This window comes from Vibrio sp. ED004, assembly GCF_023206395.1.
Classification (GTDB): domain Bacteria; phylum Pseudomonadota; class Gammaproteobacteria; order Enterobacterales; family Vibrionaceae; genus Vibrio.
This window is the reverse complement of record NZ_CP066149.1, coordinates 2201337-2225607: the sequence shown is the minus strand read 5'-3', so window position 1 is coordinate 2225607 and position 24271 is coordinate 2201337. Positions and strand designations below refer to the sequence as shown.

Annotated in this window: 25 protein-coding genes; 14 read left to right on the top strand and 11 right to left on the bottom strand. The window is 43.9% G+C overall.

Going from position 1 to position 24271, the window contains the following annotated elements:
• Positions 1 to 25 precede the first annotated feature (25 nt).
• The 3 genes from leuC (at position 26) to ITG10_RS10110 (ending at position 3011) form a co-directional block, all read left to right on the top strand.
• Positions 26 to 1438: a 3-isopropylmalate dehydratase large subunit gene (gene leuC / locus ITG10_RS10120; RefSeq protein ID WP_017632199.1), complete on the top strand. Its 1413-nt coding sequence runs from the start codon at positions 26 to 28 to the stop codon at positions 1436 to 1438.
• 14 nt (positions 1439 to 1452) lie between these two features.
• Positions 1453 to 2055, top strand: coding sequence for a 3-isopropylmalate dehydratase small subunit (gene leuD, locus ITG10_RS10115; RefSeq protein ID WP_017632198.1), 603 nt, complete (start codon positions 1453 to 1455; stop codon positions 2053 to 2055).
• 173 nt (positions 2056 to 2228) lie between these two features.
• A complete protein-coding gene (locus tag ITG10_RS10110; RefSeq protein WP_017632197.1) occupies positions 2229 to 3011 on the top strand; it encodes a DUF547 domain-containing protein in 783 nt (260 codons plus the stop codon).
• A gap of 96 nt (positions 3012 to 3107) precedes the next feature.
• Here ITG10_RS10110 and ITG10_RS10105 read toward each other — a convergent pair whose 3' ends face one another.
• Together ITG10_RS10105 and djlA are read right to left on the bottom strand one after the other, a co-directional pair.
• A complete protein-coding gene (locus ITG10_RS10105; protein WP_017632196.1) occupies positions 3108 to 3653 on the bottom strand; it encodes a DUF924 family protein in 546 nt (181 codons plus the stop codon).
• A gap of 52 nt (positions 3654 to 3705) precedes the next feature.
• Positions 3706 to 4560: a co-chaperone DjlA gene (gene djlA / locus ITG10_RS10100; RefSeq protein WP_248386378.1), complete on the bottom strand. Its 855-nt coding sequence runs from the start codon at positions 4558 to 4560 to the stop codon at positions 3706 to 3708.
• Positions 4561 to 4709: 149 nt separating this feature from the next.
• Here djlA and lptD point away from each other — a divergent pair, with 149 nt between their 5' ends.
• The 6 genes from lptD to ITG10_RS10070 all read left to right on the top strand — a co-directional run bounded on the left by lptD (position 4710) and on the right by ITG10_RS10070 (position 11478).
• Complete coding sequence (gene lptD, locus ITG10_RS10095) at positions 4710 to 7046, top strand: LPS assembly protein LptD (RefSeq protein WP_128644411.1); 2337 nt, start codon at positions 4710 to 4712, stop codon at positions 7044 to 7046.
• A gap of 43 nt (positions 7047 to 7089) precedes the next feature.
• Positions 7090 to 8385 carry a peptidylprolyl isomerase SurA gene (gene surA / locus ITG10_RS10090; RefSeq protein ID WP_017632193.1) on the top strand — a complete coding sequence of 432 codons (1296 nt, stop codon included), beginning with the start codon at positions 7090 to 7092 and terminating at the stop codon, positions 8383 to 8385.
• Positions 8375 to 9364 carry a 4-hydroxythreonine-4-phosphate dehydrogenase PdxA gene (pdxA, locus tag ITG10_RS10085; RefSeq protein WP_017632192.1) on the top strand — a complete coding sequence of 330 codons (990 nt, stop codon included), beginning with the start codon at positions 8375 to 8377 and terminating at the stop codon, positions 9362 to 9364. Before surA ends, pdxA begins: the two co-directional genes overlap by 11 nt.
• Complete coding sequence (gene rsmA / locus ITG10_RS10080) at positions 9361 to 10176, top strand: 16S rRNA (adenine(1518)-N(6)/adenine(1519)-N(6))-dimethyltransferase RsmA (protein ID WP_017632191.1); 816 nt, start codon at positions 9361 to 9363, stop codon at positions 10174 to 10176. Before pdxA ends, rsmA begins: the two co-directional genes overlap by 4 nt.
• Positions 10177 to 10264: 88 nt before the next feature.
• Positions 10265 to 10645, top strand: a complete 381-nt coding sequence (gene apaG, locus ITG10_RS10075; protein ID WP_004735899.1) for a Co2+/Mg2+ efflux protein ApaG — start codon at positions 10265 to 10267, stop codon at positions 10643 to 10645.
• A gap of 29 nt (positions 10646 to 10674) precedes the next feature.
• Positions 10675 to 11478: a symmetrical bis(5'-nucleosyl)-tetraphosphatase gene (locus ITG10_RS10070; RefSeq protein WP_017632190.1), complete on the top strand. Its 804-nt coding sequence runs from the start codon at positions 10675 to 10677 to the stop codon at positions 11476 to 11478.
• A 56-nt stretch (positions 11479 to 11534) separates the two neighbouring features.
• Here ITG10_RS10070 and folA read toward each other — a convergent pair whose 3' ends face one another.
• The 6 genes from folA to rplU all read right to left on the bottom strand — a co-directional run bounded on the left by folA (position 11535) and on the right by rplU (position 15486).
• A complete protein-coding gene (folA, locus tag ITG10_RS10065) occupies positions 11535 to 12014 on the bottom strand; it encodes a type 3 dihydrofolate reductase (protein ID WP_017632189.1) in 480 nt (159 codons plus the stop codon).
• Positions 12015 to 12052: 38 nt separating this feature from the next.
• Positions 12053 to 12526 carry a threonine/serine exporter family protein gene (locus tag ITG10_RS10060; protein WP_017632188.1) on the bottom strand — a complete coding sequence of 158 codons (474 nt, stop codon included), beginning with the start codon at positions 12524 to 12526 and terminating at the stop codon, positions 12053 to 12055.
• Positions 12526 to 13293, bottom strand: coding sequence for a threonine/serine exporter ThrE family protein (locus tag ITG10_RS10055; RefSeq protein WP_017632187.1), 768 nt, complete (start codon positions 13291 to 13293; stop codon positions 12526 to 12528). The genes ITG10_RS10060 and ITG10_RS10055 overlap by 1 nt, the downstream gene beginning before the upstream one ends.
• Before the next feature lie 165 nt (positions 13294 to 13458).
• The gene (cgtA, locus tag ITG10_RS10050; protein ID WP_017632186.1) at positions 13459 to 14631 is read right to left on the bottom strand and encodes an Obg family GTPase CgtA; all 1173 of its coding nucleotides are present in this window, start codon (positions 14629 to 14631) and stop codon (positions 13459 to 13461) included.
• Positions 14632 to 14897: 266 nt separating this feature from the next.
• Positions 14898 to 15155 (bottom strand): 50S ribosomal protein L27, encoded by a 258-nt coding sequence (gene rpmA, locus ITG10_RS10045; RefSeq protein WP_004735905.1) that lies wholly within the window; start codon positions 15153 to 15155, stop codon positions 14898 to 14900.
• A 19-nt stretch (positions 15156 to 15174) separates the two neighbouring features.
• A complete protein-coding gene (gene rplU, locus ITG10_RS10040; protein WP_004740823.1) occupies positions 15175 to 15486 on the bottom strand; it encodes a 50S ribosomal protein L21 in 312 nt (103 codons plus the stop codon).
• A gap of 268 nt (positions 15487 to 15754) precedes the next feature.
• On the opposite strand from rplU, the gene ispB reads away from it, so the two are divergent.
• Complete coding sequence (gene ispB / locus ITG10_RS10035; RefSeq protein WP_017632184.1) at positions 15755 to 16726, top strand: octaprenyl diphosphate synthase; 972 nt, start codon at positions 15755 to 15757, stop codon at positions 16724 to 16726.
• Positions 16727 to 16827: 101 nt separating this feature from the next.
• On the opposite strand, the gene tnpA is transcribed toward ispB, so the two are convergent.
• The 3 genes from tnpA to mdh all read right to left on the bottom strand — a co-directional run bounded on the left by tnpA (position 16828) and on the right by mdh (position 18696).
• Positions 16828 to 17262, bottom strand: a complete 435-nt coding sequence (gene tnpA, locus ITG10_RS10030; RefSeq protein WP_248386377.1) for an IS200/IS605 family transposase — start codon at positions 17260 to 17262, stop codon at positions 16828 to 16830.
• Between the two features lie 178 nt (positions 17263 to 17440).
• Entirely contained in the window at positions 17441 to 17635 is a 195-nt protein-coding gene (locus ITG10_RS10025) for a hypothetical protein (RefSeq protein ID WP_026084232.1), read from the bottom strand.
• Positions 17636 to 17760: 125 nt separating this feature from the next.
• Positions 17761 to 18696: a malate dehydrogenase gene (gene mdh / locus ITG10_RS10020; protein WP_009847834.1), complete on the bottom strand. Its 936-nt coding sequence runs from the start codon at positions 18694 to 18696 to the stop codon at positions 17761 to 17763.
• 332 nt (positions 18697 to 19028) lie between these two features.
• Here mdh and argR point away from each other — a divergent pair, with 332 nt between their 5' ends.
• The 4 genes from argR (at position 19029) to ITG10_RS10000 (ending at position 24191) form a co-directional block, all read left to right on the top strand.
• Positions 19029 to 19499: a transcriptional regulator ArgR gene (argR, locus tag ITG10_RS10015; protein ID WP_004740827.1), complete on the top strand. Its 471-nt coding sequence runs from the start codon at positions 19029 to 19031 to the stop codon at positions 19497 to 19499.
• Positions 19500 to 19842: 343 nt separating this feature from the next.
• Positions 19843 to 20811, top strand: a complete 969-nt coding sequence (locus ITG10_RS10010; protein ID WP_017630725.1) for a TAXI family TRAP transporter solute-binding subunit — start codon at positions 19843 to 19845, stop codon at positions 20809 to 20811.
• Positions 20812 to 21066: 255 nt separating this feature from the next.
• Positions 21067 to 23646, top strand: coding sequence for a TRAP transporter permease (locus ITG10_RS10005; RefSeq protein WP_017630726.1), 2580 nt, complete (start codon positions 21067 to 21069; stop codon positions 23644 to 23646).
• Between the two features lie 107 nt (positions 23647 to 23753).
• Positions 23754 to 24191 (top strand): universal stress protein, encoded by a 438-nt coding sequence (locus tag ITG10_RS10000; RefSeq protein ID WP_017630727.1) that lies wholly within the window; start codon positions 23754 to 23756, stop codon positions 24189 to 24191.
• Positions 24192 to 24271: the final 80 nt, after the last annotated feature.

The following is a 24271-nucleotide window of genomic DNA, read 5'->3' as shown; positions in this document are numbered from 1 at the left end:
CTGATGCTCCCAAGGAAGAAAAGCTATGTCGACAAACCAGCAAGCCAAAACCTTATACGAAAAAGTTTACGACGCACACGTTGCAGTAGCAGCGGAAGGCGAAAACCCGATTCTTTATATCGACCGTCACCTAGTCCACGAAGTAACGTCACCTCAAGCCTTTGATGGTTTACGTGAAAAAGGCCGTAAAGTTCGCCAAGTTGGCAAGACATTCGCGACCATGGATCACAACGTATCAACCCAAACCAAAGACATTAACGCTTCTGGTGAGATGGCTCGTATCCAAATGGAAACGCTATCGAAGAACTGTGAAGAGTTTGGTGTAACGCTTTACGACCTAAACCACAAATACCAAGGTATTGTTCACGTAATGGGCCCTGAGCTAGGTATTACCCTGCCAGGCATGACCATCGTATGTGGTGACTCACACACTGCGACACACGGTGCATTTGGTTCTCTTGCATTCGGTATCGGTACTTCAGAAGTTGAGCACGTTCTAGCAACTCAAACGCTAAAACAAGCTCGCGCTAAAACGATGAAGATCGAAGTAAAAGGCAAAGTTGCTCCAGGCATCACTGCAAAAGATATCGTGCTAGCGATCATTGGTAAAACAACAGCTGCAGGCGGTACTGGCTACGTGGTTGAATTCTGTGGTGAGGCGATTACTGACCTTACGATGGAAGGTCGTATGACGGTATGTAACATGGCTATCGAACTTGGCGCTAAAGCCGGCCTAATTGCTCCAGATACGACAACCTACGAGTACATCAAAGGTCGTAAGTTCTCTCCACAAGGCGAAGACTTAGAAGCAGCAATCCAATACTGGGATACGTTAAAAACCGATGCTGACGCAGAGTTCGATGCGGTTGTGACGCTAGAAGCAGCAGACATCAAACCACAAGTGACTTGGGGCACAAACCCAGGTCAGGTTATCTCGGTAGACACGCCAATCCCAGCACCCGAAAGCTTCGCTGATCCTGTTGAAAAAGCATCGGCGGAAAAAGCACTGGCTTACATGGGTCTTGAAGCTGGTAAATCCCTATCTGAATACAATGTCGATAAAGTGTTTGTGGGTTCTTGTACTAACTCTCGTATCGAAGACATGCGTGCAGCAGCAGCGGTAGCTAAAGGTCGCCAAGTTGCAAAACATGTACAAGCGCTTATTGTTCCGGGTTCTGAGCAAGTAAAAGCTCAAGCTGAAGCTGAAGGCTTGGATGTTATCTTCAAAGAAGCAGGCTTTGAGTGGCGCCTACCGGGTTGTTCTATGTGTCTTGCAATGAACAACGACCGTCTTGGTCCACAAGAACGCTGTGCTTCTACATCAAACCGTAACTTTGAAGGTCGCCAAGGCCGTGATGGTCGTACGCACCTAGTTAGCCCTGCAATGGCTGCAGCAGCAGCGATCGCTGGTCACTTTGTCGATATTCGTGAACTTTAATTAGAGGATTTAACATGTCAGGTTTTCAACAACACACCGGATTAGTCGTTCCTCTAGACACGGCCAACATCGATACTGATGCGATCATTCCAAAGCAGTTTCTACAGAAAGTAAACCGCATCGGTTTTGGTAAGCACTTGTTCCACGATTGGCGCTTCCTAGACGACGCTGGCCAACAACCAAACCCTGAGTTTGTGATGAATGAAGCTCGCTACCAAGGCGCTTCAATTCTACTGGCTCGTGAGAACTTTGGTTGTGGTTCATCTCGTGAACACGCACCTTGGGCTCTGGCCGATTACGGTATCCAAGTGATGATTGCGCCAAGCTTTGCAGACATCTTCTACGGTAACTCGATCAATAACCAAATGGTTCCTGTTCGATTAACTGAGCAAGAAGTGGATGAGATCTTCCAATTCGTAGAAGCGAATGAAGGCGCTGAAGTTACTGTTGATCTAGAAGCGATGAAAGTAAGCGCGAATGGCAAACAGTACTCATTTGAAATTGATGAGTTCCGTCGTCATTGCCTACTGAACGGTTTAGACAACATCGGCCTAACACTTCAACACGCCGATAAGATTTCTGCGTATGAAGAGAAGATTCCAAGCTTCCTAAAATAAAGAAGCCTAGAAATAGAAAAAAAGTTTCAAAAATCGAAAAGGTTGGCTCAGTGCCAACCTTTTTTATTTGGCTGAGCTTTAGCTTAATGGCTCTGCTCTGTTATTTAACTGAAGAGTCATGAAAGAAAATCGCAAAGCATAAGGTCTTAGTAGTCAGTCATCAGGAGAATGCCATGAAACAACTACTCGTTATTATCAGCCTACTTTTTTCAACCTTAGCTTGGTCGGCGCCTAAATCTGAGCTTTGGCCTTACTGGAATCAAAGTAATGAGACCAACTCAGCACAAGTTTCTCATCAAAGCTGGCAGCAATTTCTCGATAGCTACTTGGTTAAACAGGGACAAAATACGTTAGTTCGTTATCAGGCAGTGACCGCGACTGACAAGTCAAAACTGAAGCAATACATCAAGCAGTTAGAACAGGTTAACCCACTCGACTATTCAAAAGCAGAGCAGTATGCCTATTGGGTTAACTTATATAACGCCGTGACTGTCGATTTGATTCTTGATGCCTACCCAATCAAATCAATTACCAAGCTCGGTGGGTTGTTCAGTTTTGGACCGTGGGGAGATGATGTCGTATCAGTCAATGGCAAGTCACTGACACTCAACGATATTGAGCACCGTATCCTAAGACCGATATGGCAAGAACCGCGTACGCATTACGCCGTAAACTGTGCCAGCCTCGGCTGCCCAAATCTCCAACCTCAAGCCTTTACGACTGACAATACCGAGACTCTACTGGAACAAGCAGCGTCTGAATTTGTTAATAGTGATAAAGGGGTGTTGGTTAAAAGCAATAAGCTCCAACTATCATCGATTTATGAATGGTTTGCAGTGGATTTTGGTAACAAGCAACAGCTTATTCAACACCTAGACCAATATCGAGCTAAGCCAGTACCGAGTACTAACAAAATCAGCTATGAGTACGATTGGTCACTCAACCAATCAAACTAATTTCAGTCGCTAAGGATGTAACTAAAACGAAAAAAGAGGCGAGTGGTTTATTAACCACTCGCCTCTTTTTTTATTTATTAGACCGTATTTCTACAATTAAAAGCTTGAATCCGGTTGTTGCAAGAACTCAAACTCTTCAGGCGTAGAGGTTCGCCCTAAGACTTCATTACGATGTGGATAGCGACCAAAACGCTCAATGATAACCTTGTGCTTAAACTCAAAATCCAAATTGTTCTCTAGTCCGGTTTGAGAAAAAAGCTCAACGGCTTGCTCATGAATCACCAGAGATTCACTGTGCATATAAGGCATGTACAAAAAGCTTTTCTGTTGTTGGCTAAGCTGATGGTCAAAACCACCTGCGACCGCTTCTTGAGCTAATGCTAACGCCATAGGGTCAGCCGAAAATGCGACTGAGCTGTTTCTGCCAATATTTCTCGAAAACTGGTCCAGTACAATAATCTCAGCTAAACGCCCTTGTGCATTTTGACGCCATTCAAACAGCTCTCCTTGAATCGCAATTTGGTGTAAGTCTGAGAATCGATCATTAATCAAAGCATCAATTTTTTCACCGCCAGTAAACCAATCCTTTGGTGTCAATTCATCAAACCAAAAATCCAGAACATCTTGATAATCCATTGTCATATTTATTCCTTTAAACAAAAAGAGTCGCTCCAATGAAGCGACTCTAGTAATGTTATTTAAAACCTTTAACCTTCTTGATTAGGTCGTAAGCATTTTGAATTTCTTGCGATTTTTCTTTCGCAACGTTCATCATCTCTGGTGGTAAACCTTTCGCTATCAACTTATCTGGGTGATGTTCATTCATCAGCTTTCGGTAGGCTTTCTTCACTTCTTTACCGTCGGCACTTTCGCTCACATCAAGAACCTTAAAGGCATCCGCCAATTGGTTTTGTTGTGAAGCTTGTTGCCAGCCAGATGACTGACCTTGGTGATGACCGCCACCGAAGCTTCCGCCCTGTTGCTGGAAACGGAATGCCGCTTCTTGCATTTGCAAACGACGCTCGAGTTGCTCTGCAGAGAAGCCAAGGCCTTGAGCAATCTTATGCAAAACCTGACGCTCACTTGGGTGCAGGCTTCCATCTGCAAATGCTGCTGAAACTTGAAGCTCTAGGAAGAACTGCAAAAGATCAAAACGCCCACCTGACGAGATCTTTACGCGTTCAAGTACATCACTTAACGGGAAGTCGCTCTCTTTACCATCACGGAATGCATCTTGTGCCGCTTTACGTTGCTCACCATGTAGATTCATACGCTCCATCATCGTAGAAGCGAGCTGAATCTCTTCTGGCGTAACCTGGCCTTTGGCTTTAGCAACGTGTCCCATAACTGCAAAAGCAGATTTGAAAAACTCATTTTGCCTTTCGGCTTGGCTCGGCCCTCGTCCAAAACCAGATGTATTAAAACCCGATTGGGTCAATTGACGAGCTTTATCGAATTGGTGCCCTAAAAATAGGCCAAAAATTAGACCAAGCGGACCTCCAAATAAAAAGCCAAAAAAAGCGCCCAAAATTTTGCCAAATATTTGCATTATGTGTTCTCTATCTATGAATTTTATCTGAGTACTGCTGTCTTATGGTGCTGAATGCTAATATTTCCTTTATCATAAGGAAAATGCTTTATTAATTGGATTGATACTAGATCAACCCTTCATCTAGTGACACAGGATAGTTCAACTTCATGCAATGTTTTTCCCGCACCTTGTTAGCCGCGTCTATAAGCACCGCCTTATACGTGTCGACAACTCAAGCTGAAACAATAACCGATAGTAGTGTGCAGGAAATGCCCTCTATAGATCAATGCTTGATCGAACCCGCTGCCGAAAACGAGACACAACTGCCCGCTCATGTGGAATCAGATCGCTTAGAGGCTATCAATGGTGATAAGGCAATATATTCAGGTGATGTAAGAGTTACGCAAGGAAATAAGACTATCCTTGCCGATAATGTAACCCTTCACCAACAAGAAAACATCGTTGTAGCTGAAGGCAACGTAAATTTTAGTGATGGTCAAATCAAATCGGTGTCAGACAGAGCGACTAACAATCTGACTACAGATGAAATGACGCTAGAAAATACCGATTACGAGTTTCTTTGCGAACCAGGCCGTGGTGATGCGGTATACATATCCAAAACAGGCAAAGCTGTTTATGAAATTGAAGATGGCTCAATCACCTCTTGCCCTATTGGTGATAACGCTTGGCGTCTAAGAGCTTCAAGTATCGACGTCGACCAAAATGAAGAACAAGCAACGTTTTATAACCCGCGTTTTGAAATCCAGAGCGTGCCGGTTTTCTACTTACCTTATTTAACTGTTCCTATTGGTGATACGCGTAAGACCGGCTTCTTGTACCCAACTGTTTCGTACGGTTCAAGCGATGGCTTTGAAGCTGAGATCCCAGTGTATTGGAACTTGGCACCAAACTACGACTTGGAAACAACGTTCAAGTATATGCAAGAGCGTGGAACGCAGCTTAACAGTAAATTCCGTTACTTGAGCGATTTCGGCTCGGGTAGTATTAAGTCCGAGTACCTCCCCGATGATAAAAAGTTCGAAGAGAAAGGTGATCGCTGGGGTGCTCAACTAGAACACTCGGGAATATTCCAGCAATCTTGGTTATTTGAGATTGATTACTCAAAAGTCAGTGATATCGATTACTTCACCGACGTTAGTTCAAGCAGTATCGGTAACCGTGAAGATGGTCAACTGTTACAAGAAGGCCAAGCTACCTACCGTTCTCAAAATTGGGATGCGTCTGTACTTGTTCGAGATTTCCAAGTCCTTACAACCAGCAATAACCTGCCTTACCGTCTCATGCCACAAATCGAGTATAACTATTATGCTCCAGAGGTAATGGATTACCTAGATTTCGACCTCATCAGTCATGTTTCGCTGTTCGACACTGACGCATCAGGTAAACCATCAGCGACTCGTGTTCACGTTGAACCTGGGATTACAATTCCTGTAGGGAATACTTGGGGTACTTGGACAACCGAAGCTCGACTACTTGGTACATACTACCAGCAAGATCTTGATGGCGTTAATACCGGGGCAGGATCAGATTATGAAGGTTTGGAAGAATCCGCTAGCCGTGTTATTCCTGAGTTTAGAAGCCATGCCGGCATCGTTCTTGAGCGAGATACCACCATTGTTGGCAACTATACCCAAACGCTAGAGCCTCAGATACAGTACCTGTATGTTCCAGAAGAGGATCAAAGCGAAATTGGTCTTTACGATACAACGCTATTACAGACTGATTACTACGGTTTATTTAGAAGCCGCAAATACAGTGGTGTAGACCGTATTGCGTCAGCAAATCAAATTAGCTATGGCGCATCATCGCGCTTTTTTGATGATGAGTACCGAGAGCGCTTAAACATCTCCTTTGGTCAAATTTTCTATTTTGATAAAGATACAAAGCAAACTTTAAGCAGTGAAGACTCAAGTGATAAGACTAATTATTCATCTTGGGCTATTGAAATGGATTTCAATTATGATGATTACCTTTTCTACCATGGCGGTGTGCAATACGACATTGACTCATCTTCGATGCAACTTGCTAACAGTACCTTAGAGTACCGTTTTACTGGTGGTTATATACAGACCAACTACCGCTACGTTACAGAAGAATACATAAATGAAACTGTAGATTTTGACGTCTCATCAATCACAAGAGATGGTATATCACAAGCAGGCTTACTTGGTGCCTACCAAATTTCACCGAAGTGGAGCACAAGTGCTCAATATTTCTATGACTTAACTACACAAGAAGATCTAGAGTGGTTAGCCCGTTTAAACTACAGATCGGATTGTTGGTACATCGGCTTTACCTATAGTAACCGTTTGACGAACAACATTAGTGATCCAAATACCACACCTGAATATGAAAACAACTTCAGTGTGAACTTCGGTATTGTTGGTTTCGGTACCAATATCGGTTCTGACTCTGGCGCTGTTGGAGATAGCAGCTCTGACAACTCATTGAGCTACGGTCGCCCATTCTTCTTAAACAACTAATTTTCTTTATTGATAAAAAATCAGTAAATTTAAAGGATTACACATGACATTGTGGAAACGCAAATTAATAGCTGTCGCAGCGGCTTGTACTTTATCGACAAGCTACGCAGCGCCTGTTGAACTCGACAGCGTAAAAGTGATCGTGAACGAAGGCGTGATTTTACAAAGCGACATCGATGCTTCAATGAAAACGCTACGCGCAAACGCTAAGAAAAGTGGTCAAACACTGCCATCGCAAGATGTGCTTAATGAGCAAGTGCTAGAAAAACTGATCATCGATACGATTCAAACTCAAGAAGCGGAACGTATCGGTGTTCGTATTGATGATGCACGACTTGATCAAGCAATCGAAGGCATCGCGAAAGACAACAACCAAACCGTAGAACAACTTACCGCATCGGTTGCTGAAGAAGGCTTGAGCTACAACGCTTTTCGTGAGCAAGTAAGAAAAGAAATCGCAGCAAGCGAAGCTCGTAACGCTCTCGTGCGTCGTCGTATCAACATTCTTCCAGCAGAAGTCGATAACCTTGCGGACATCTTGGCGCAAGAGACTAACGCGACGGTTCAATACAAAATTGGTCACATTCAACTTCGCTTTAATGATGATCAAACAAAAGAAGAGCTAGAAGCTCAAGCTAAAGATCTAGTTGAAGAACTAAACTCAGGCAAAGACTTCAGCACCATGGCTTATACTTACTCTAAGGGCCCTAAAGCCCTACAAGGTGGTAATTGGGGTTGGATGCGTAAAGAAGAGATGCCAACCATCTTTGCTGACCAAATCAAAATGCAGAATAAAGGCAGCATTATCGGCCCATTCCGCAGCGGTGTAGGTTTCCACATTCTAAAAATTGAAGATGTGAAAGGCCTAGAAACGGTTGCGGTAACTGAAGTGAATGCACGCCATATTTTGATTAAGCCTACGGTGATCCTAAGTGATGACGGTGCGAAAGAGCAACTTGAAGAGATCACGCGTCGCGTAAATGCTGGTGAGGCGAGCTTTGGTGACCTTGCTCAGCAATACAGCCAAGACCCAGGTTCAGCTGTTCAAGACGGTGAGCTAGGCTACCAAACACCTGACTTGTACGTACCAGAATTCAAGCACCAAGTAGAGACACTACCTGAAGGTAAAATCAGCGCGCCATTTAAAACTGTTCATGGCTGGCACATCGTTGAAGTTCTCGACCGTCGTGAAGTCGACCGTACAGATTCAGCATTAAAGAACAAAGCTTACCAAATTCTATTTAACCGTAAGTTCAACGAAGAAGCTGGTGCTTGGCTACAAGAAGTAAGAGCAAGTGCCTTTGTTGAAATGGTTGAGGACGACCAAGATGACAACTAAACGTATTGTCATTACCGCGGGTGAACCAGCAGGGATAGGACCAGACTTAACTCTGGCGTTATCTCAAGAGAGTTGGCCTCATCAACTCGTGGTTTGTGCCGATAAAACACTGCTAGCCGAACGCGCGAAAATCCTAGGTATAGACGTAGAACTACTGGACTACGACGCAGATGCAGCTAAACAACCACAACGCTCAGGCACACTGGTTGTGAAACATGTTCCACTCGCTGAAACGGCTATTGCTGGCCAACTCAACGAGGCTAACGGTCATTACGTATTAAATACTTTAGAAACCGCAGCAATTGGCTGTATGAATGATGAATTTGATGCTATTGTCACCGGCCCCGTTCACAAGGGTGTAATTAACCGAGCTGGCGTTGCTTTTAGCGGCCATACCGAGTTCTTTGCAGAGAAGTCCAATACACCGCTCGTGGTGATGATGTTGGCAACTGAAGGGCTGCGTGTTGCGCTAGTAACAACACATATCCCACTAGCTTATGTATCTCAAGCCGTAACCGAAGACAGATTAGAGCAAATTATTGCGATTCTGAATAAAGACTTGGTTGAAAAGTTTGCTATTGAGAAACCAACTATCTACGTATGTGGCTTGAACCCACATGCAGGTGAAGATGGTTGTTTGGGTCGTGAAGAGATTGAAACTATCACCCCTACGCTAGAAAAAATTCGCCAAAAAGATGGCATCAATTTAGTTGGTCCATTGCCAGCAGATACCATCTTTAATGAAAAATATTTGCAAGATGCAGATGCTGTTTTAGGTATGTATCACGACCAAGTACTCCCGGTATTGAAATACAAAGGGTTTGGTCGCTCAGTGAACATCACGCTTGGCTTGCCGTTTATTCGCACATCAGTCGACCACGGTACCGCCTTAGACTTGGCAGGGAAAGGCCAAGCCGATACAGGGAGCTTTAGAACAGCGCTCACGCACGCCATTGAATTAGTAGAGAAAAAGCAATGAGAAATGATGTCCACTTAGGACACAAAGCGCGTAAACGTTTTGGTCAAAACTTCCTTAACGATCCATACATTATTGATGGCATCGTATCGAGCATTAACCCACTACCAGGTCAAAACCTAGTAGAGATCGGCCCTGGTCTAGGCGCTATTACTGAGCCTGTGGGTAAGCTTGTCGATAAATTTACCGTTATCGAATTGGATAGAGACCTTGCAGAACGTCTTCGCAACCATCCGGATTTAGCAGACAAGCTAACAATCCGCGAAGGCGATGCGATGAAGTTCGACTTCCAAGAACTGGTTAAGCCAAACAATAAGCTACGCATCTTTGGTAACTTGCCATATAACATATCTACACCTTTGATGTTCCACCTTTTTGAGTTCCATAAAGACGTGCAAGACATGCACTTTATGCTTCAAAAAGAAGTGGTTAACCGTTTGGCGGCAGGTCCTGGCAGCAAAGCTTACGGTCGTCTTACTGTAATGGCTCAATACTACTGCAAAGTAACACCAGTACTGGAAGTGCCACCAACGGCCTTCGTTCCGCCACCGAAAGTAGACTCTGCAGTTGTACGTCTACAGCCTTACGAGGTGTTACCTTACCCAGCAAAAGATCTAAAATGGTTAGATCGTGTTTGTCGTGAAGGCTTTAATCAACGTCGTAAAACGGTTCGTAACTGCTACAAGAGCTTAATTGATAAGGAAGTGCTTGAAGAACTTGGTATCAACCCAAGTATGCGTCCTGAAAACTTAACGCTCGAGCAGTTTGTCGACATGGCAAACTGGCTGCACGACAGTCACAACGCTGATAAATAAATAAAAAAGGCTCCTACACTTCGGTTAGGAGCCTTTTTTATGTAATACTTTAATTACATTAAGTATACCAACAACAAAAGGTGCGAATATGGATATATCTACGCCTTGTATCAAATGCCAGGTTCACTCTAAATACATAGAGGAGCAATCTGAGCCAACGAAGAACCGTTACGTCTTCGCCTACATCATAACCATCAAAAACCTAAGCAAAACAACGGTACAGCTGATGTCTCGCCGCTGGTTAATTACCGACTCTAACGGCAAGCAACTCACCATTGAAGGTGATGGTGTGGTTGGACAACAACCCGTGATTGAAGCCAACGACGAATACACTTACACAAGTGGTACCGTCATCGAAACCCCTGTGGGTGTTATGCAGGGCCACTATGTGATGACCGATAACAAAGGCATTGATTTCATCACAGAAGTCGATCCATTCAGACTCGCAATCCCGAACATTCTTAACTAGTCATACTTCAGCATCTACAGGAAAATACTGTGTCGAATTATATTGTCGGAGACATCCAAGGGTGCTTCGACGAACTTCAACTCTTACTTGAAACCGTCAAATTTGATAAACAAATAGACACTTTGTGGGTCGCAGGTGACTTGGTCGCAAGAGGCCCTAAATCACTTGATACACTCAGGTTTATCAAGTCTTTAGGAGAATCGGCAAAGGTGGTGTTAGGCAATCATGACCTACACCTGCTCGCCGTTTCGCTTGGCCTTTTTCCAGCAAAGAAGAAAGATCAAACTCAGCAAATCCTAGATGCTAATGACAAAGACGAGTTGCTTGAATGGCTTAGAGAACAGCCATTGATGCAAGAACATGATCAATTTGTCATGACCCATGCGGGCATTTCTCCGCAATGGACAGTAAAGCGAGCGCGTAAAGAGAACAAAAAGATCATAGGTCTATTACGCTCAAAAAAATGGAAGTGGCTGATTGAGAACATGTACAGCAACACTCCTGACTTATGGTCGAAAGAACTGAGTGATATAGAACGTTACCGATACGCGATCAATAGCTTTACACGTATGCGCTTCTGCTTTCCTGATGGGCGATTAGACATGGGATGCAAACTTCCTCCAAAAGAGGTCACTGACAACGATTACATTCCTTGGTTCGACCTTCCTCAAAGAGTTCTGTTAGATAAAACAGTGTTATTTGGGCACTGGGCGGCACTTGAAGGCTATAACGGAAAAGATGTGATTGGGCTTGATACTGGGTGTGTTTGGGGTGGAGAGCTAACGGCACTTCGCTGGGAAGACAAACAGCTTTTTACTCAAAAAGCGTTATAGATATACAGAACACTTGCGCTACTCGTGCAGCAGCGCAAGTGATTTTAAATTAGGACTTAGCGCTCAAGAATCACAAATTCCATGTTGTGTTTGTTTTTCTCATCCGCTTGATAAGTATCATTAAAGCTCTGTTTCCAACCTTCTCCCCAGTCTGGGAATTGAGTGTCTCCATCAACATCAAAATCGATATAGGTCAGGTACAGCTTGTCTGCTTTTGGGAGGCAGCTTTCATAGATTGAACCACCACCGATAATCATCACCTCTTCAACATCGCTGACTAACTCAAGAGCATTTTCAATCGAAGTAACTGTCGTTACCCCTTCTATCTCTAAGCTCTCATCGCGGCTGATCACAACGTTCAATCGACCTGGCAGAGGGCGCCCAATTGAGTCATAGGTCTTACGCCCCATTACGACAGGTTTACCCATAGTTGAGCGCTTGAACCATGCGAAGTCCGCAGGTAAATGCCAAGGCATCTGATTGTCTTTACCTATTACACGGTTATTTGCCATTGCTGCAATCATGCTGATGATCATAAATCGAAAGTCCTGTCCTTAACTGGAGAAAATTGATGCTAGACGATAGGTCTACGACGGTAGAATAACAGCCCAGGCACAGCTAAGCCAACCGCCAGTCCGGCGATAATGAACATCGATTTCAAAAAGTTCTCCATCAACATTGCCAGTAATTCAGGGCTGTACCCTGCTCTGTTTATCTCAACCATGGCAATCATCGCTTTAAAGGCAAATACGCCCGGCACCATTGGAATCAAAGCTGCGACGGTAAATACCTTAGGATGCGCTAACAATTGGTGTGACCAATGCACTCCGATCATGCCTACTATTGTCGCGGCAAAAAAGGTGGCCCACTCAATAGGAATACCAAAGTGCATCATCAAATAACGACTGCCGTGGCCGATAGAGCCGCCCAGTGCACAATAAATTAAGGCGCGTTGTGGAACATTAAAAACCAATGCGAATCCTACAGCAGGAATCGCGGCAAAAAACATATCGTTGAGCAAACCCAGAAACAATTCAAAAAGACTCATTAGCTCGCCCACCCCCAAACATTAGACAAACTCATCGCAGCGACAATACCTAAGCTTGTCGCAAGTGTTAGCAAACTGGCCATGGTAAAACGCGCTAAGCCCATGTTTATGTGACCTTTAAGCATATCTGCAACGGAGTTAATCAGAGGGAAGCCTGGCACAAGCATCAACACAGATGAAGCCATCACAATCGTGGGTTGACCGCCAATATTGTAAAGTACAGCCTGAGCCGAGATGGTAGTAGTCACGAATGCGGTGACAGCAAAGTTTAATAGCGGATTGAAATGGCGATGACCAATTTCTTGTCTGACGATCATGCCACAAGCAGAGGCAATGAAGGTCATCATGAATACCTGCCAATCACCGCCGGCAAGACGACTAAAAGAGGCACACGACAACCCGATCATTACAACCACTATCCAGCGGTTATAACGTTCAGGGCTTATGCTTTGGATCTTTTTATACGCTAACCCATAATCGAGAATTCCCTTCTCCATCATGATACAAACTCGTTGAATGTCGGTGATCACTTGCATGTTAATGCCGCGATCAGCACAGCTTCGAGTGGTGGTGATACAGTGATCATTCATCACAGTCGTGACCACAAGCGCATTAGCTGACAGAGCGACTTCAACTTCGTCCACTCCACAAGCGATGCCAATGCGGCGCATAATATCGCCAACTAAAGTACTTTCAGCGCCGTGCGCTAATAACATTTGCCCTGACTGAGCGACCAGTCTTGAGATCGCTCTTTGCTTTGATGCCATGATTTCCTTCCCATAGGCGTTAACTAGTTAGAATAAATTCTGCATTAAAATCCGACAGTACATAATGATTTAGATACAAAAAAACCGCAATTTTCATTGCGGTTTAATAAAACTATCGGCGCTCTTTAGAAGAAACGACCTAAGTGTTGATAAGAAATGCGGGGGTTAGTCACGAACGTAGATAACATGACCGTCATCTTCTTCGTCGTCCCAATCATCCCAGTCGTCATCATCTTCAGTAACGACATTCTTACCACTCATCGCATCTTTATGGTAGTCGTCCCACATAAAGTCTACTTTTTCTTCTTCTTCAACTTCTTCAATTTCACGAGGTAGGTTCTCCATGAACTCACCTAGTTTGAAACAAAGATCTTTTGTGCCCATTTTGTTCACAGCAGAGATCTTGAAGTATTCACCTTCCCAACCTAGAGCATCGATGATTTCTTGAATCTTTTCGTCTGCTTCTTCTTCAGGCATTAGGTCAACTTTGTTGAATACTAACCAGCGAGGTTTTTGTGCAACTTTTTCGCTGTATTGCTCAAGCTCATCGATGATCGTCAGTGCGTTCTGAATAGGATCAGATTCATCGATCGGCATAATATCGATCATATGAAGCAGAACACGACAACGCTCAAGGTGCTTTAAGAAACGAATACCAAGGCCAGCGCCATCAGCAGCACCTTCGATTAGACCTGGGATATCAGCTACTACGAAGCTCTTCTCTGGAACCACACTCACCACACCCAAGCTTGGGATCAAAGTTGTGAACGGGTAATCCGCTACTTTTGGTTTCGCTGCAGATACAGAACGAATAAAGGTAGATTTACCTGCGTTTGGTAGGCCAAGCATACCAACATCAGCTAATAGAAGAAGCTCTAAACGTAGTTCACGAACTTCACCTTTAGTACCCATTGTCTTTTGACGAGGAGCGCGGTTAACAGACGATTTAAAACGCGTGTTACCAAGACCGTGCCAACCGCCTTTACCAACCATTACTTTCTTGCCGTGTTCAGCAACTTCAGCAACGATTTCATTAGTGTGGATATCAACCGCACGCGTACCAACAGGTACTTTCAGCGTAATATCTTTACCACGTTTACCAGTACAGTTACCGCCGCGACCGTTCTCGCCACGCTCAGCATTGTAAAAACGTTGGAAACGGTAATCGATCAGTGTGTTTAAGTTCTCATCCGCTTGGATGTAAACATCACCACCGTCACCGCCGTCGCCGCCATCAGGACCACCTTTAGCGACGAATTTTTCGCGCCAAAAGCTTACTGTACCATTACCGCCATCACCGGCTTCTATTTTTACTACCGCTTCATCAACGAATTTCATTTTTTAACTCCGCACTTACGTTGCGTTACCACTCATCATGGAGTGATATAAATTCTAGCAGATCCGTGTTTAGATCGATCACCTAAGATCTAGGCCGACCTGCAACCAAGGAACAAAGAAGGAGAGGTTCTTTGCTTTAAGCTTATTAAAGCTAAGACAAGAGCGTCTGCTTTTTTATTCTCGCTATAAATAAAAAACCCTGCCGAATCGGCAGGGCTTTTGAATTCAGCTTGAAAGCTATTAAAATAATCTAGTTAAAGATTAAATTACTCAGCTTCGATGCTTACAAACTTACGGTTTTTAGGACCTTTAACAGCAAATTTCACTTTACCTTCAGTAAGAGCGAAAAGAGTGTGGTCTTTACCGATACCAACGTTTGTGCCAGCGTGGAACTTAGTACCACGTTGACGAACGATGATGTTACCTGCAAGAACAGATTCACCACCAAAACGCTTAACACCAAGACGTTTGCTTTCTGAATCGCGGCCGTTATTAGTAGAACCGCCAGCTTTTTTATGTGCCATTGTTAAACTCTCCTAATACTTAAGCGTTAATGCCAGTGATTTTCACTTCAGTGAACCACTGACGGTGACCAGCTTGCTTACGCGAGTGCTTACGACGACGGAACTTAACGATTTTTACTTTATCGCCACGACCGTGTTGTACTACTTCTGCAGTAACCTTGCCACCTTCAACAAGAGGTGCACCAACAGCGATTTCTTCGCCGTTAGCAACAAGAAGAACTTTGTCAAATTCAACAGTTGCACCAGTTTCAACGTCTAATTTCTCTAAACGAAGTGTTTGACCTTCGCTTACTCGGTGTTGTTTGCCACCAGATTGGAAAACAGCGTACATATTTTACTCCGCTTTTTCCGCACAGCCTATGGTTGTTATTTGTACAACTCGGGTGTGCGCTAAACTAATCAATAGGGCGCAGATTCTACGGGAATCATGGCGCTATGACAAGCCATATTTTTAAAAAATTGGCGAAAACCTGTTCGCCAAAGAAAAGTACGGCAATCATGCCCTTTAGCGATGTATTAATCAACGTTTTTTAGTGTATTATTCAACAATTAAATACAACGTATAAGCCTTACAGGGTCTAACTTCAGCCGGATGAACAATGGATTTTAAAGCTATCCAAACGCTTACTGCCAATGATATGGCAAAAGTGAATGAAACAATTCAAGCCCAACTTAATTCTGACGTAAGTTTAATCAACCAGCTTGGTTTTTATATCGTTAGCGGCGGTGGTAAACGCCTACGCCCTTTGCTTGCTCTTTTATCTGCTCGCGCACTTGGTTACCAAGGTGAAGCTCATATCACCTCTGCAGCCTTTATCGAGTTTATTCATACAGCAACTCTACTTCATGATGATGTCGTCGATGAATCGGACATGAGACGCGGTAAAGCGACAGCCAACGCAGCTTTTGGTAATGCCGCTAGCGTTTTGGTGGGTGACTTTATTTACACTCGCTCGTTCCAAATGATGACAACGCTAGGATCTTTAAAGATCCTTGAGCTAATGAGTGAAGCGGTAAACGTGATTGCCGAGGGTGAAGTTCAACAATTAATGAACTGTAATAACCCAGACACTACAGAAGAAAGCTACATGCAGGTTATCTACTCTAAGACAGCCCGCTTGTTTGAAGCTGCTACTCAAATTGGCGCGATTCTTACTGAGTCGTCACCTGAAATCGAAACGGCTATGCAAAACTACGGTAAATACCTAGGCACCGCATTCCAACTGATTGACGATGTGATGGACTACACTGCTGATGGCAAAGAGATGGGTAAGAACGTTGGTGACGACCTTGCTGAAGGCAAACCAACACTGCCTCTACTTTATGCAATGCACAATGGTTCTGCTGAACAAGCAAGCATGATTCGTGAAGCTATTGAAAAAGCCAACGGGATGGAGCGTCTCGACGAAATTATGGCTGTAATGAAAGAGACAGGCTCATTAGAGTACACGACTAATAAGGCCTATGAAGAAGCCGATAAAGCGATTGCTGAGCTTTCTGTACTGCCTGACTCTGAATATAAGCAAGCACTAACCACGCTTGCGCACTTGGCTGTTAAACGCAGCAAGTAACTTTGTAGACTGTCTTCTATATAACGACATTACATAGATAGTAAATTACCACCTTCTAAAGAAGGTGGCTTTATGTGAGCCCCCTAAAAGGGGGCCTTTGTTTAGTCCAACGCCAATTGCTGCTGCTCCACGCGCTCTTTTTTCTCTTGATGTCTTACATAGCGTCGAATGATTTCTTCATTAAACCCTACGCTATCGACAAAATAGCCCCTTTGCCAAAAGTGGTTACCCCAGAGTTTGTTTCTCCTTAAATATGGAAATTTACTAAAGAGTTTTAAAGCTATTTTGCCTTTCAATACGCCCATCAACTTGGATATCGATAACTTAGGCGGAACTTTTACTACCAAGTGCATGTGGTCAACTTGAACGTTTAATTCAACGACTTCACATCCAAGTTGATTACAGTAAACGTTTATACATCGATAAACTTCTTTACCTACATTGTTTTTCAAAATCCTAAATCGATACTTTGGTGTCCACACTATGTGATATTGACATCTCCAAAATACGTGGGAAGCTTGATTATATCTGCTCATGTTATTTGCCCTCTTTGACTTCGCTAAAAATCAAGGGAGCATTTAACATGGGTAGAACTACAGGCAAAGCCAAACTGAATGATAACCACCTACTGAAGTAGGTGGTTTAGGGCTGAAAATAAAAAAGAGCCTTTGGGCTCTTTTTTTGATCCTCACGAAAATCTTTCCAAATCCGCTTTCAGTAACGACTCGACTCTAACGACAATGGAAGTTGAGCTTCGACCTCTTCTATCTCTTCCAGCGGCACTGCGTACTGCTCGTGGCTGTTGTATGACTCAACCAGCGCAAATTGCTCTTGTTCATCTATAACGAGAATCTTTCCCAATCGACCTAAATGGAAATGGACGCTCATTCCTTTCTGAATACGGCTCATAATTACTGCTCCACTCGCATCTTTAAAACATTGTTTACGAATGAGGCAAATCCAAGGATCAAAAAAGCCGATCATAATGACCGGCTCTTATTAGCAATTTTAACCTGAGTTAAATGCTGTATCGCTTATTTAGCGAATTCAACACCAATCTCGATATCGCCATTTAGCGTTTCTAGCATGCTGTCTAAAGCGTTACGTTCGAAGTCGCTCAGTTCGCCGTAGCTAAGGATCGCTTCTGCGCCCTCTTTACCTAGCTTAACTGGTTGAGCAAAGAATGGTGCGTGCTCGCCTTCACCTTCAACGTATGCACACTCAATCACGTTCTCTTCGCCTTGAAGAGCTTTCACTAGTGCAAGACCGAAACGACAAGCCGCTTGACCCATAGACAGTGTCGCACTGCCGCCGCCAGCTTTAGCTTCTACTACTTCAGTACCTGCGTTTTGGATACGAGTCGTTAGTGCTGCAATTTCTTCGTCAGTGAACTCTACGCCTTCAACTTGAGAAAGTAGAGGAAGTATAGTTACACCTGAGTGACCACCGATAACAGGAACACGGATGTCGCCTGGATCTTTATCTTTCAGCTCAGCGACAAACGTTTCTGAACGAATTACATCAAGAGTAGTAATACCGAATAGGCGACGCTTGTCGTAAACGCCTGCTTTCTTAAGTACTTCAGCAGCGATTGGCACTGTTGTGTTTACTGGGTTAGTGATGATACCAACACAGGCAGTAGGACAAGTAACTGCGATTTTCTCTGCAAGAGACTTAACAATGCCAGCATTCACATTGAAAAGATCTGCACGATCCATACCAGGCTTACGAGCAACACCTGCAGAAATTAGCACAACATCCGCACCTTCTAGTGCTGGAGTTGGATCTTCACCCGCATAACCTTTGATCGAAACAGGCGTTGGGATATGGCTAAGATCGGCAGCGACACCCGGAGTTACCGGTGCAATGTCGTAAAGTGCAAGATCTGAACCAGCAGGCAGGCGGTTCTTAAGTAGTAGGGCTAGGGCTTGACCGATGCCACCAGCGGCACCAATAACAGCTACTTTCATTGTTATTCTCCTTGAGAGCTTTCTCTTATAGATTCTTTGTAGGGTAATTCTTGAGCTAAATCTAAGTTAAAAAACTATATTAATCACAAAGTGATTACAATCAATTAACGCTAGCTTTGCGACTTCGCGCAAGTCAATAAAACCGTGCTACACAGCAAGTTCGCATTATGGCGATAATCGTCTGAAATAACAAAATAAGTCGTCGCAAATAACACATTATTCTATTAAATATTTACAGTGATATGACTAACAAATTACAGGGATGTTTTGGCTAAAATTGAATATGTATGCGAGAATATGCAAACATCTTTGTTAATGAATAAGAATGACATATGCGCAATACAGAAAAGCAAGACAACTTAGTTCGTGCATTTAAAGCCTTACTAAAAGAAGAACGTTTTGGCTCACAAGGCGAAATTGTGGATGCCCTCAAACACGAAGGTTTTGAAAGCATCAACCAATCTAAAGTCTCGCGTATGTTAACCAAGTTTGGTGCTGTTCGAACTCGTAACGCGAAAATGGAGATGGTTTACTGTCTTCCTGCTGAACTGGGTGTTCCAACCGTTTCTAGCTCGCTAAGAGAATTAGTATTAGATATTGACCACAACAATGCATTGGTTGTGATACACACCGGCCCTGGTGCAGCACAGCTGATTGCGCGTTTGTTAGACTCACTAGGTAAGTCGGAAGGCATACTGGGCGTAGTCGCAGGCGATGATACTATCTTTATTACACCAACCTTATCAGTAACCACTAAGCAACTGTTCGATTCAGTATGCGAACTGTTTGAATACGCTGGCTAATTGCTCATAGTTTCATAACTATCCATCGTATTAATGGATCACGAATATCTATTTTCTTCGTGATCCAAATCACATCCTAGAATATCTACCTCCCCTTCCTCCGAACAACACTAAACCATTGATTTTAAAAAACTCAGTAGCAAATTAAACACGAGATCTACGCATCATTTGTTAGATTTTTTAGCTATATCTTTTAACATTCGAGTAATTTTCTGCCAATTTTTGATATTATTCAGACACTTTTTCATCACATGGATTGAAAAAGGTGCCGTTTCCAAATAGGAAACTCCAGAAACAACTACACTTGTTTCAGGGTTAATAATGAATAAAGGAAGGGAAATTCATGGCATTTACCAAACTTATTAAAGTTGGTGCTATTGCAGCTGCTGTAATGGGCGCTGGCGCAGTTAACGCTCAAGAGTTCATCACAATTGGTACTGGTTCAGTTACGGGTGTTTACTACCCAACTGGTGGTGCGATTTGTAAGCTAGTGAACAAGGGCCGCAAAGACCACAACATTCGTTGTTCTGTAGAGTCTACTGGTGGTTCAATCTACAACGTTAACACCATCCGTGCTGGTGAACTAGATTTCGGTGTTGTTCAATCGGACTGGCAATACCACGGCTATAACGGTACAAGTAAGTTCAAAGATCAGGGCGAATACAAGAAACTTCGCGCTATGTTCTCTCTACATACAGAACCGTTCAACATCATCGCTCGTACCGATGCTGGCATCAACAATGTTTCTGACCTAGCTGGTAAGCGTGTAAACATTGGTAACCCAGGCTCTGGTGACCGTGCAACGATGGGTGTTGTAATGGACGCTATGGGTTGGACAAACGACAGCTTCAAGCTTGCTTCTGAACTTAAAGGTTCTGAGCGTTCACAAGCACTTTGTGACAACAAGATTGATGCATTCATCTACATGGTTGGTCACCCGAACGGATCAATCAAAGAAGCAACAACATCTTGTGATGCAAAACTGGTTTCAGCAACAGGTCCACAGATCGACAAGATCGTAGCTGAAAACCCATACTACGCTTACAGCACAGTTCCTGCTGGCATGTACCGTGGTACAGACGCTGACGTAAACAGCTTTGGTGTTGCAGCAACTATGGTAACTACTTCAGACGTTTCTGAAGAAGTTGCATACAACGTTGCTAAGGCAGTATTTGAAAACTTTGACACTTTCAAACGCCTACACCCAGCATTTGCGAACCTGAAGAAAGAAGACATGGTTAAAGCGGGTATCTCTATCCCTCTTCACCCAGGTGCAGAAAAATACTACAAAGAAGTGGGCCTTCTAAAGTAACTCTACTTTAAGCCTACTACACCAATAAGGAGGCTAGCCCTCCTTATTGGCTTTTCACGTTTTATAAAAATAACTTAAGTGAAAAGAGCAAACCTTTAAGTTTCTCCAATTTGGCGAACTTACCTTCGTATCAAGCCTAAGACAAAGACGAACAAACAAACGCATTTCCCTATCCATTCACTACACTAGATAGGAAATAAATAACGTCTCGTTGTTCGTAAGAAAGGCAGACCATCAATAATAAGGATAAAGTACATGACGCAGACAACATCACCGTCTCCAGATGTGCAAGAAATGGTGGCACAATCAGACACTGGTGCGCGTAGCCCTCGCGGTATCCAAGGCCGTATTTTATGGTTTGTGCCTCTATGTTGGTCACTGTTCCAACTTTGGTATGCATCTCCGCTGCCGTTCATTTTTAACTTCGCAATTTTAAACGACACTGAAGCTCGAGCAATTCACCTTACGTTCGCTATTTTCCTAGCCTTTACCGCTTATCCAGCTATGAAGAACTCGCCTCGGGATCGCATCCCTGCAGTCGACTGGATATTGGCGCTAGTAGGTAGTTTTTCAGCTTCTTATATCTATATTTTCTACACTGAACTTGCCGGTCGTTCGGGCGCACCAACAACATTCGATATTGTTGCAGCCGTATTCGGTATGGTTCTACTGCTTGAAGCAACACGACGCGCTTTAGGTCCACCTCTTATGGTTGTGGCGGCAGTATTCCTACTTTACACCTTTGGCGGTCCACACATGCCAGACGTTATCGCCCATAAAGGTGCGAGCCTGAACAAGGCAATGTCTCACCTGTGGCTAACAACTGAAGGTGTATTCGGTGTAGCTCTTGGCGTATCAACGTCATTTGTATTCTTGTTTGTACTGTTTGGTGCAATGCTAGAACGTGCGGGTGCTGGTGCTTACTTCATCAAGGTTGCATTCTCTCTGCTTGGTCACATGAAAGGTGGTCCAGCAAAAGCAGCCGTTGTAGCCTCTGGTTTATCTGGCCTAGTATCAGGTTCATCTATTGCAAACGTGGTAACCACGGGTACCTTTACTATCCCGCTAATGAAGCGTGTTGGTTTCCCGGGCACAAAAGCAGGTGCAGTAGAAGTAGCGGCTTCAACCAACGGTCAATTAACGCCACCTATCATGGGTGCTGCGGCATTCTTGATGGTTGAATATGTGGGCATCTCGTATGTGGAAGTTATCAAAGCAGCGTTACTGCCAGCTCTGATCTCTTACATCGCACTGATTTATATTGTTCACCTAGAAGCATGTAAAGCAGGCATGACCGGCCTACCTCGTCGTCACACACCAACTATCGTACAAAGCCTACTCTCTTTCACTGGCACCATTTTAGGTCTATGTGTTATCAGTGCCGCGGTTTACTACGGTGTGGGTTGGACGAAAAATGTGTTTGGCGATGCGGCAACACCAATCGTAACGGTGGCGCTATTAATCGCTTACGTTGCTTTGGTTCACGTATCAGCAAAATACGCAGCTGAAGGTGGCATGGAAATCGATGCGGATCTAAAAGAAGTTCCAGATCCAGGTCCAACGATTAAATCTGGCCTGCACTTCCTACTGCCTATCGTAGTACTAGTTTGGTGTTTAACGGTTGAACGTTTCTCTCCAGGTCTATCTGCATTCTGGGCAACGGTATTCATGATTTTCATTTTGATCACTCAGCGTCCTTTAATGACTCTGATGAACAAATCTGACGATCTTGCAGAGCAAACTAAAGCCGGTTTCGTTGACCTAGCAGAAAGCTTGGTTTCAGGTGCACGTAACATGATCGGTATCGGTGTAGCGACAGCTGCTGCAGGTACGGTTGTAGGCGTGGTGACTCTGACGGGTATCGGCCTTGTAATGACAGATTTCGTTGAGTTTATCTCAGGCGGTAGCATCATTCTTATGCTGCTATTTACTGCGGTAATCAGCTTGATCCTAGGTATGGGCTTACCAACCACAGCAAACTACATCGTTGTATCAACGCTGATGGCTCCGGTAATCGTTACTCTGGGCGCTGCACACGGTCTTATCATCCCACTGATTGCGGTGCACTTATTCGTGTTCTATTTCGGTATTCTTGCCGATGATACACCTCCCGTAGGTCTCGCAGCGTTTGCTGCAGCCGCGATTGCGAAATCAGACCCGATTCGTACTGGTATTCAAGGCTTTACCTACGATATTCGTACCGCGATTCTGCCATTCATGTTCATCTTCAACACCCAACTTCTGTTGATGGGTATTGATTCTTGGTGGCACTTAGCGTTGACGATTTTCTCCTCTGTGACTGCGGTACTTATCTTTGCAGCAGCGACACAAGGTTGGTGGTTCACGAAGAACAAGTGGTGGGAAACGATTCTTCTTATCGTTCTGACCTTCTCTTTCTTCCGCCCAGGTTTCTGGTGGGACATGATCTATCCAGAGAAAGTTCTTTCACCTGGAGTTGAGATCGCTCAAATCACAGAAAATCTATCTGTGGGACAATCACTTGAATTGAGAGTAGGTGGCGAAAACTTAGAAGGTAACTATTCTGAGAAGACGGTTCGCCTTCCATTTGAAGATTCTGCGAAAACAAGTGAAGACCGTATTGCTTCAATGGGTCTAATGCTGACACAAACCGACGACAAGATGATTGTTGATATGGTTGAGTTTGGCAGCCCGGCAGAAGCAGCCGGCATTGACTTTGATTGGGAAATTAAATCCGTTATCCAAGATGCAGATCGACCGATGAAAGAGTGGGTATTCTTGCCTGCCCTACTGATTTTGATTGGTTTAGCGATGAACCAAAGAAGACGTGCTCGTAAGGATGAGATTAGCGCGTAATGGATAGAGCCAAGTAGTGCTCAACCCTATTTGGCTTTTTTATTACATGGAAAAGATAATGACAGCGCTTGGTAAGCACTAGGCGCTGCTTAAAATGAGACGAATACATGTATAGACAAATCCTTGTTCCCGTTGATCTTAACGACAAAGGCTTTTCTGACAAAGCTGTCGAGCTAGCGGTATGGCACGCAAAACACAGCAATGCTGAGATTCACATTCTGAACGTACTACCGGGCATTCACATGTCAATGGTGGCGTCTTACTTCCCGAAAGATGCAGCAAACCAAATGAAGCTTGATGTTAAAAATCAGCTGAAAGAGTTTGCCGACAAACACATCGACGATGAAGTGGTATATAAGGTTCACGTTGCTGAAGGTAAAACTTACGCGACTATTCTTGATTACGCAGAAAAGCTTGGTGCCGATCTTATTGTGATGCCTAGCCACAAGCGTTCGAAAATCGACAAAGTGGTACTTGGTTCTGTTGCGAGCAAAGTGGTACAGAACTCACCAATCAATGTATTGGTTGTTAAGCCGCAAGGCTAAGTCATTTAATCGACACACAATCTAAAAAGGTTGGCCTACAAACCAACCTTTTTTGTTTTGAGGTCTACTCGCTGAATACC

Bases quoted from the DNA above. Each gene is read 5' to 3' on its own strand.
- rplU (WP_004740823.1), bottom strand. From the start codon at position 15,486: ATGTACGCTGTTTTCCAATCTGGTGGCAAACAACACCGAGTAAGCGAA.
- tnpA (WP_248386377.1), bottom strand. From the start codon at position 17,262: ATGAGCAGATATAATCAAGCTTCCCACGTATTTTGGAGATGTCAATAT.
- lptD (WP_128644411.1), top strand. From the start codon at position 4,710: ATGCAATGTTTTTCCCGCACCTTGTTAGCCGCGTCTATAAGCACCGCC.
- djlA (WP_248386378.1), bottom strand. From the start codon at position 4,560: ATGCAAATATTTGGCAAAATTTTGGGCGCTTTTTTTGGCTTTTTATTT.
- argR (WP_004740827.1), top strand. From the start codon at position 19,029: ATGCGCAATACAGAAAAGCAAGACAACTTAGTTCGTGCATTTAAAGCC.
- mdh (WP_009847834.1), bottom strand. From the start codon at position 18,696: ATGAAAGTAGCTGTTATTGGTGCCGCTGGTGGCATCGGTCAAGCCCTA.
- cgtA (WP_017632186.1), bottom strand. From the start codon at position 14,631: ATGAAATTCGTTGATGAAGCGGTAGTAAAAATAGAAGCCGGTGATGGC.
- ITG10_RS10000 (WP_017630727.1), top strand. From the start codon at position 23,754: ATGTATAGACAAATCCTTGTTCCCGTTGATCTTAACGACAAAGGCTTT.
- rpmA (WP_004735905.1), bottom strand. From the start codon at position 15,155: ATGGCACATAAAAAAGCTGGCGGTTCTACTAATAACGGCCGCGATTCA.
- ITG10_RS10005 (WP_017630726.1), top strand. From the start codon at position 21,067: ATGACGCAGACAACATCACCGTCTCCAGATGTGCAAGAAATGGTGGCA.
- ITG10_RS10110 (WP_017632197.1), top strand. From the start codon at position 2,229: ATGAAACAACTACTCGTTATTATCAGCCTACTTTTTTCAACCTTAGCT.
- ITG10_RS10025 (WP_026084232.1), bottom strand. From the start codon at position 17,635: ATGAGCCGTATTCAGAAAGGAATGAGCGTCCATTTCCATTTAGGTCGA.
- ITG10_RS10055 (WP_017632187.1), bottom strand. From the start codon at position 13,293: ATGGCATCAAAGCAAAGAGCGATCTCAAGACTGGTCGCTCAGTCAGGG.
- ITG10_RS10060 (WP_017632188.1), bottom strand. From the start codon at position 12,526: ATGAGTCTTTTTGAATTGTTTCTGGGTTTGCTCAACGATATGTTTTTT.
- leuC (WP_017632199.1), top strand. From the start codon at position 26: ATGTCGACAAACCAGCAAGCCAAAACCTTATACGAAAAAGTTTACGAC.
- folA (WP_017632189.1), bottom strand. From the start codon at position 12,014: ATGATCATCAGCATGATTGCAGCAATGGCAAATAACCGTGTAATAGGT.
- ITG10_RS10010 (WP_017630725.1), top strand. From the start codon at position 19,843: ATGGCATTTACCAAACTTATTAAAGTTGGTGCTATTGCAGCTGCTGTA.
- rsmA (WP_017632191.1), top strand. From the start codon at position 9,361: ATGAGAAATGATGTCCACTTAGGACACAAAGCGCGTAAACGTTTTGGT.
- surA (WP_017632193.1), top strand. From the start codon at position 7,090: ATGACATTGTGGAAACGCAAATTAATAGCTGTCGCAGCGGCTTGTACT.
- ispB (WP_017632184.1), top strand. From the start codon at position 15,755: ATGGATTTTAAAGCTATCCAAACGCTTACTGCCAATGATATGGCAAAA.
- leuD (WP_017632198.1), top strand. From the start codon at position 1,453: ATGTCAGGTTTTCAACAACACACCGGATTAGTCGTTCCTCTAGACACG.
- pdxA (WP_017632192.1), top strand. From the start codon at position 8,375: ATGACAACTAAACGTATTGTCATTACCGCGGGTGAACCAGCAGGGATA.
- apaG (WP_004735899.1), top strand. From the start codon at position 10,265: ATGGATATATCTACGCCTTGTATCAAATGCCAGGTTCACTCTAAATAC.
- ITG10_RS10105 (WP_017632196.1), bottom strand. From the start codon at position 3,653: ATGACAATGGATTATCAAGATGTTCTGGATTTTTGGTTTGATGAATTG.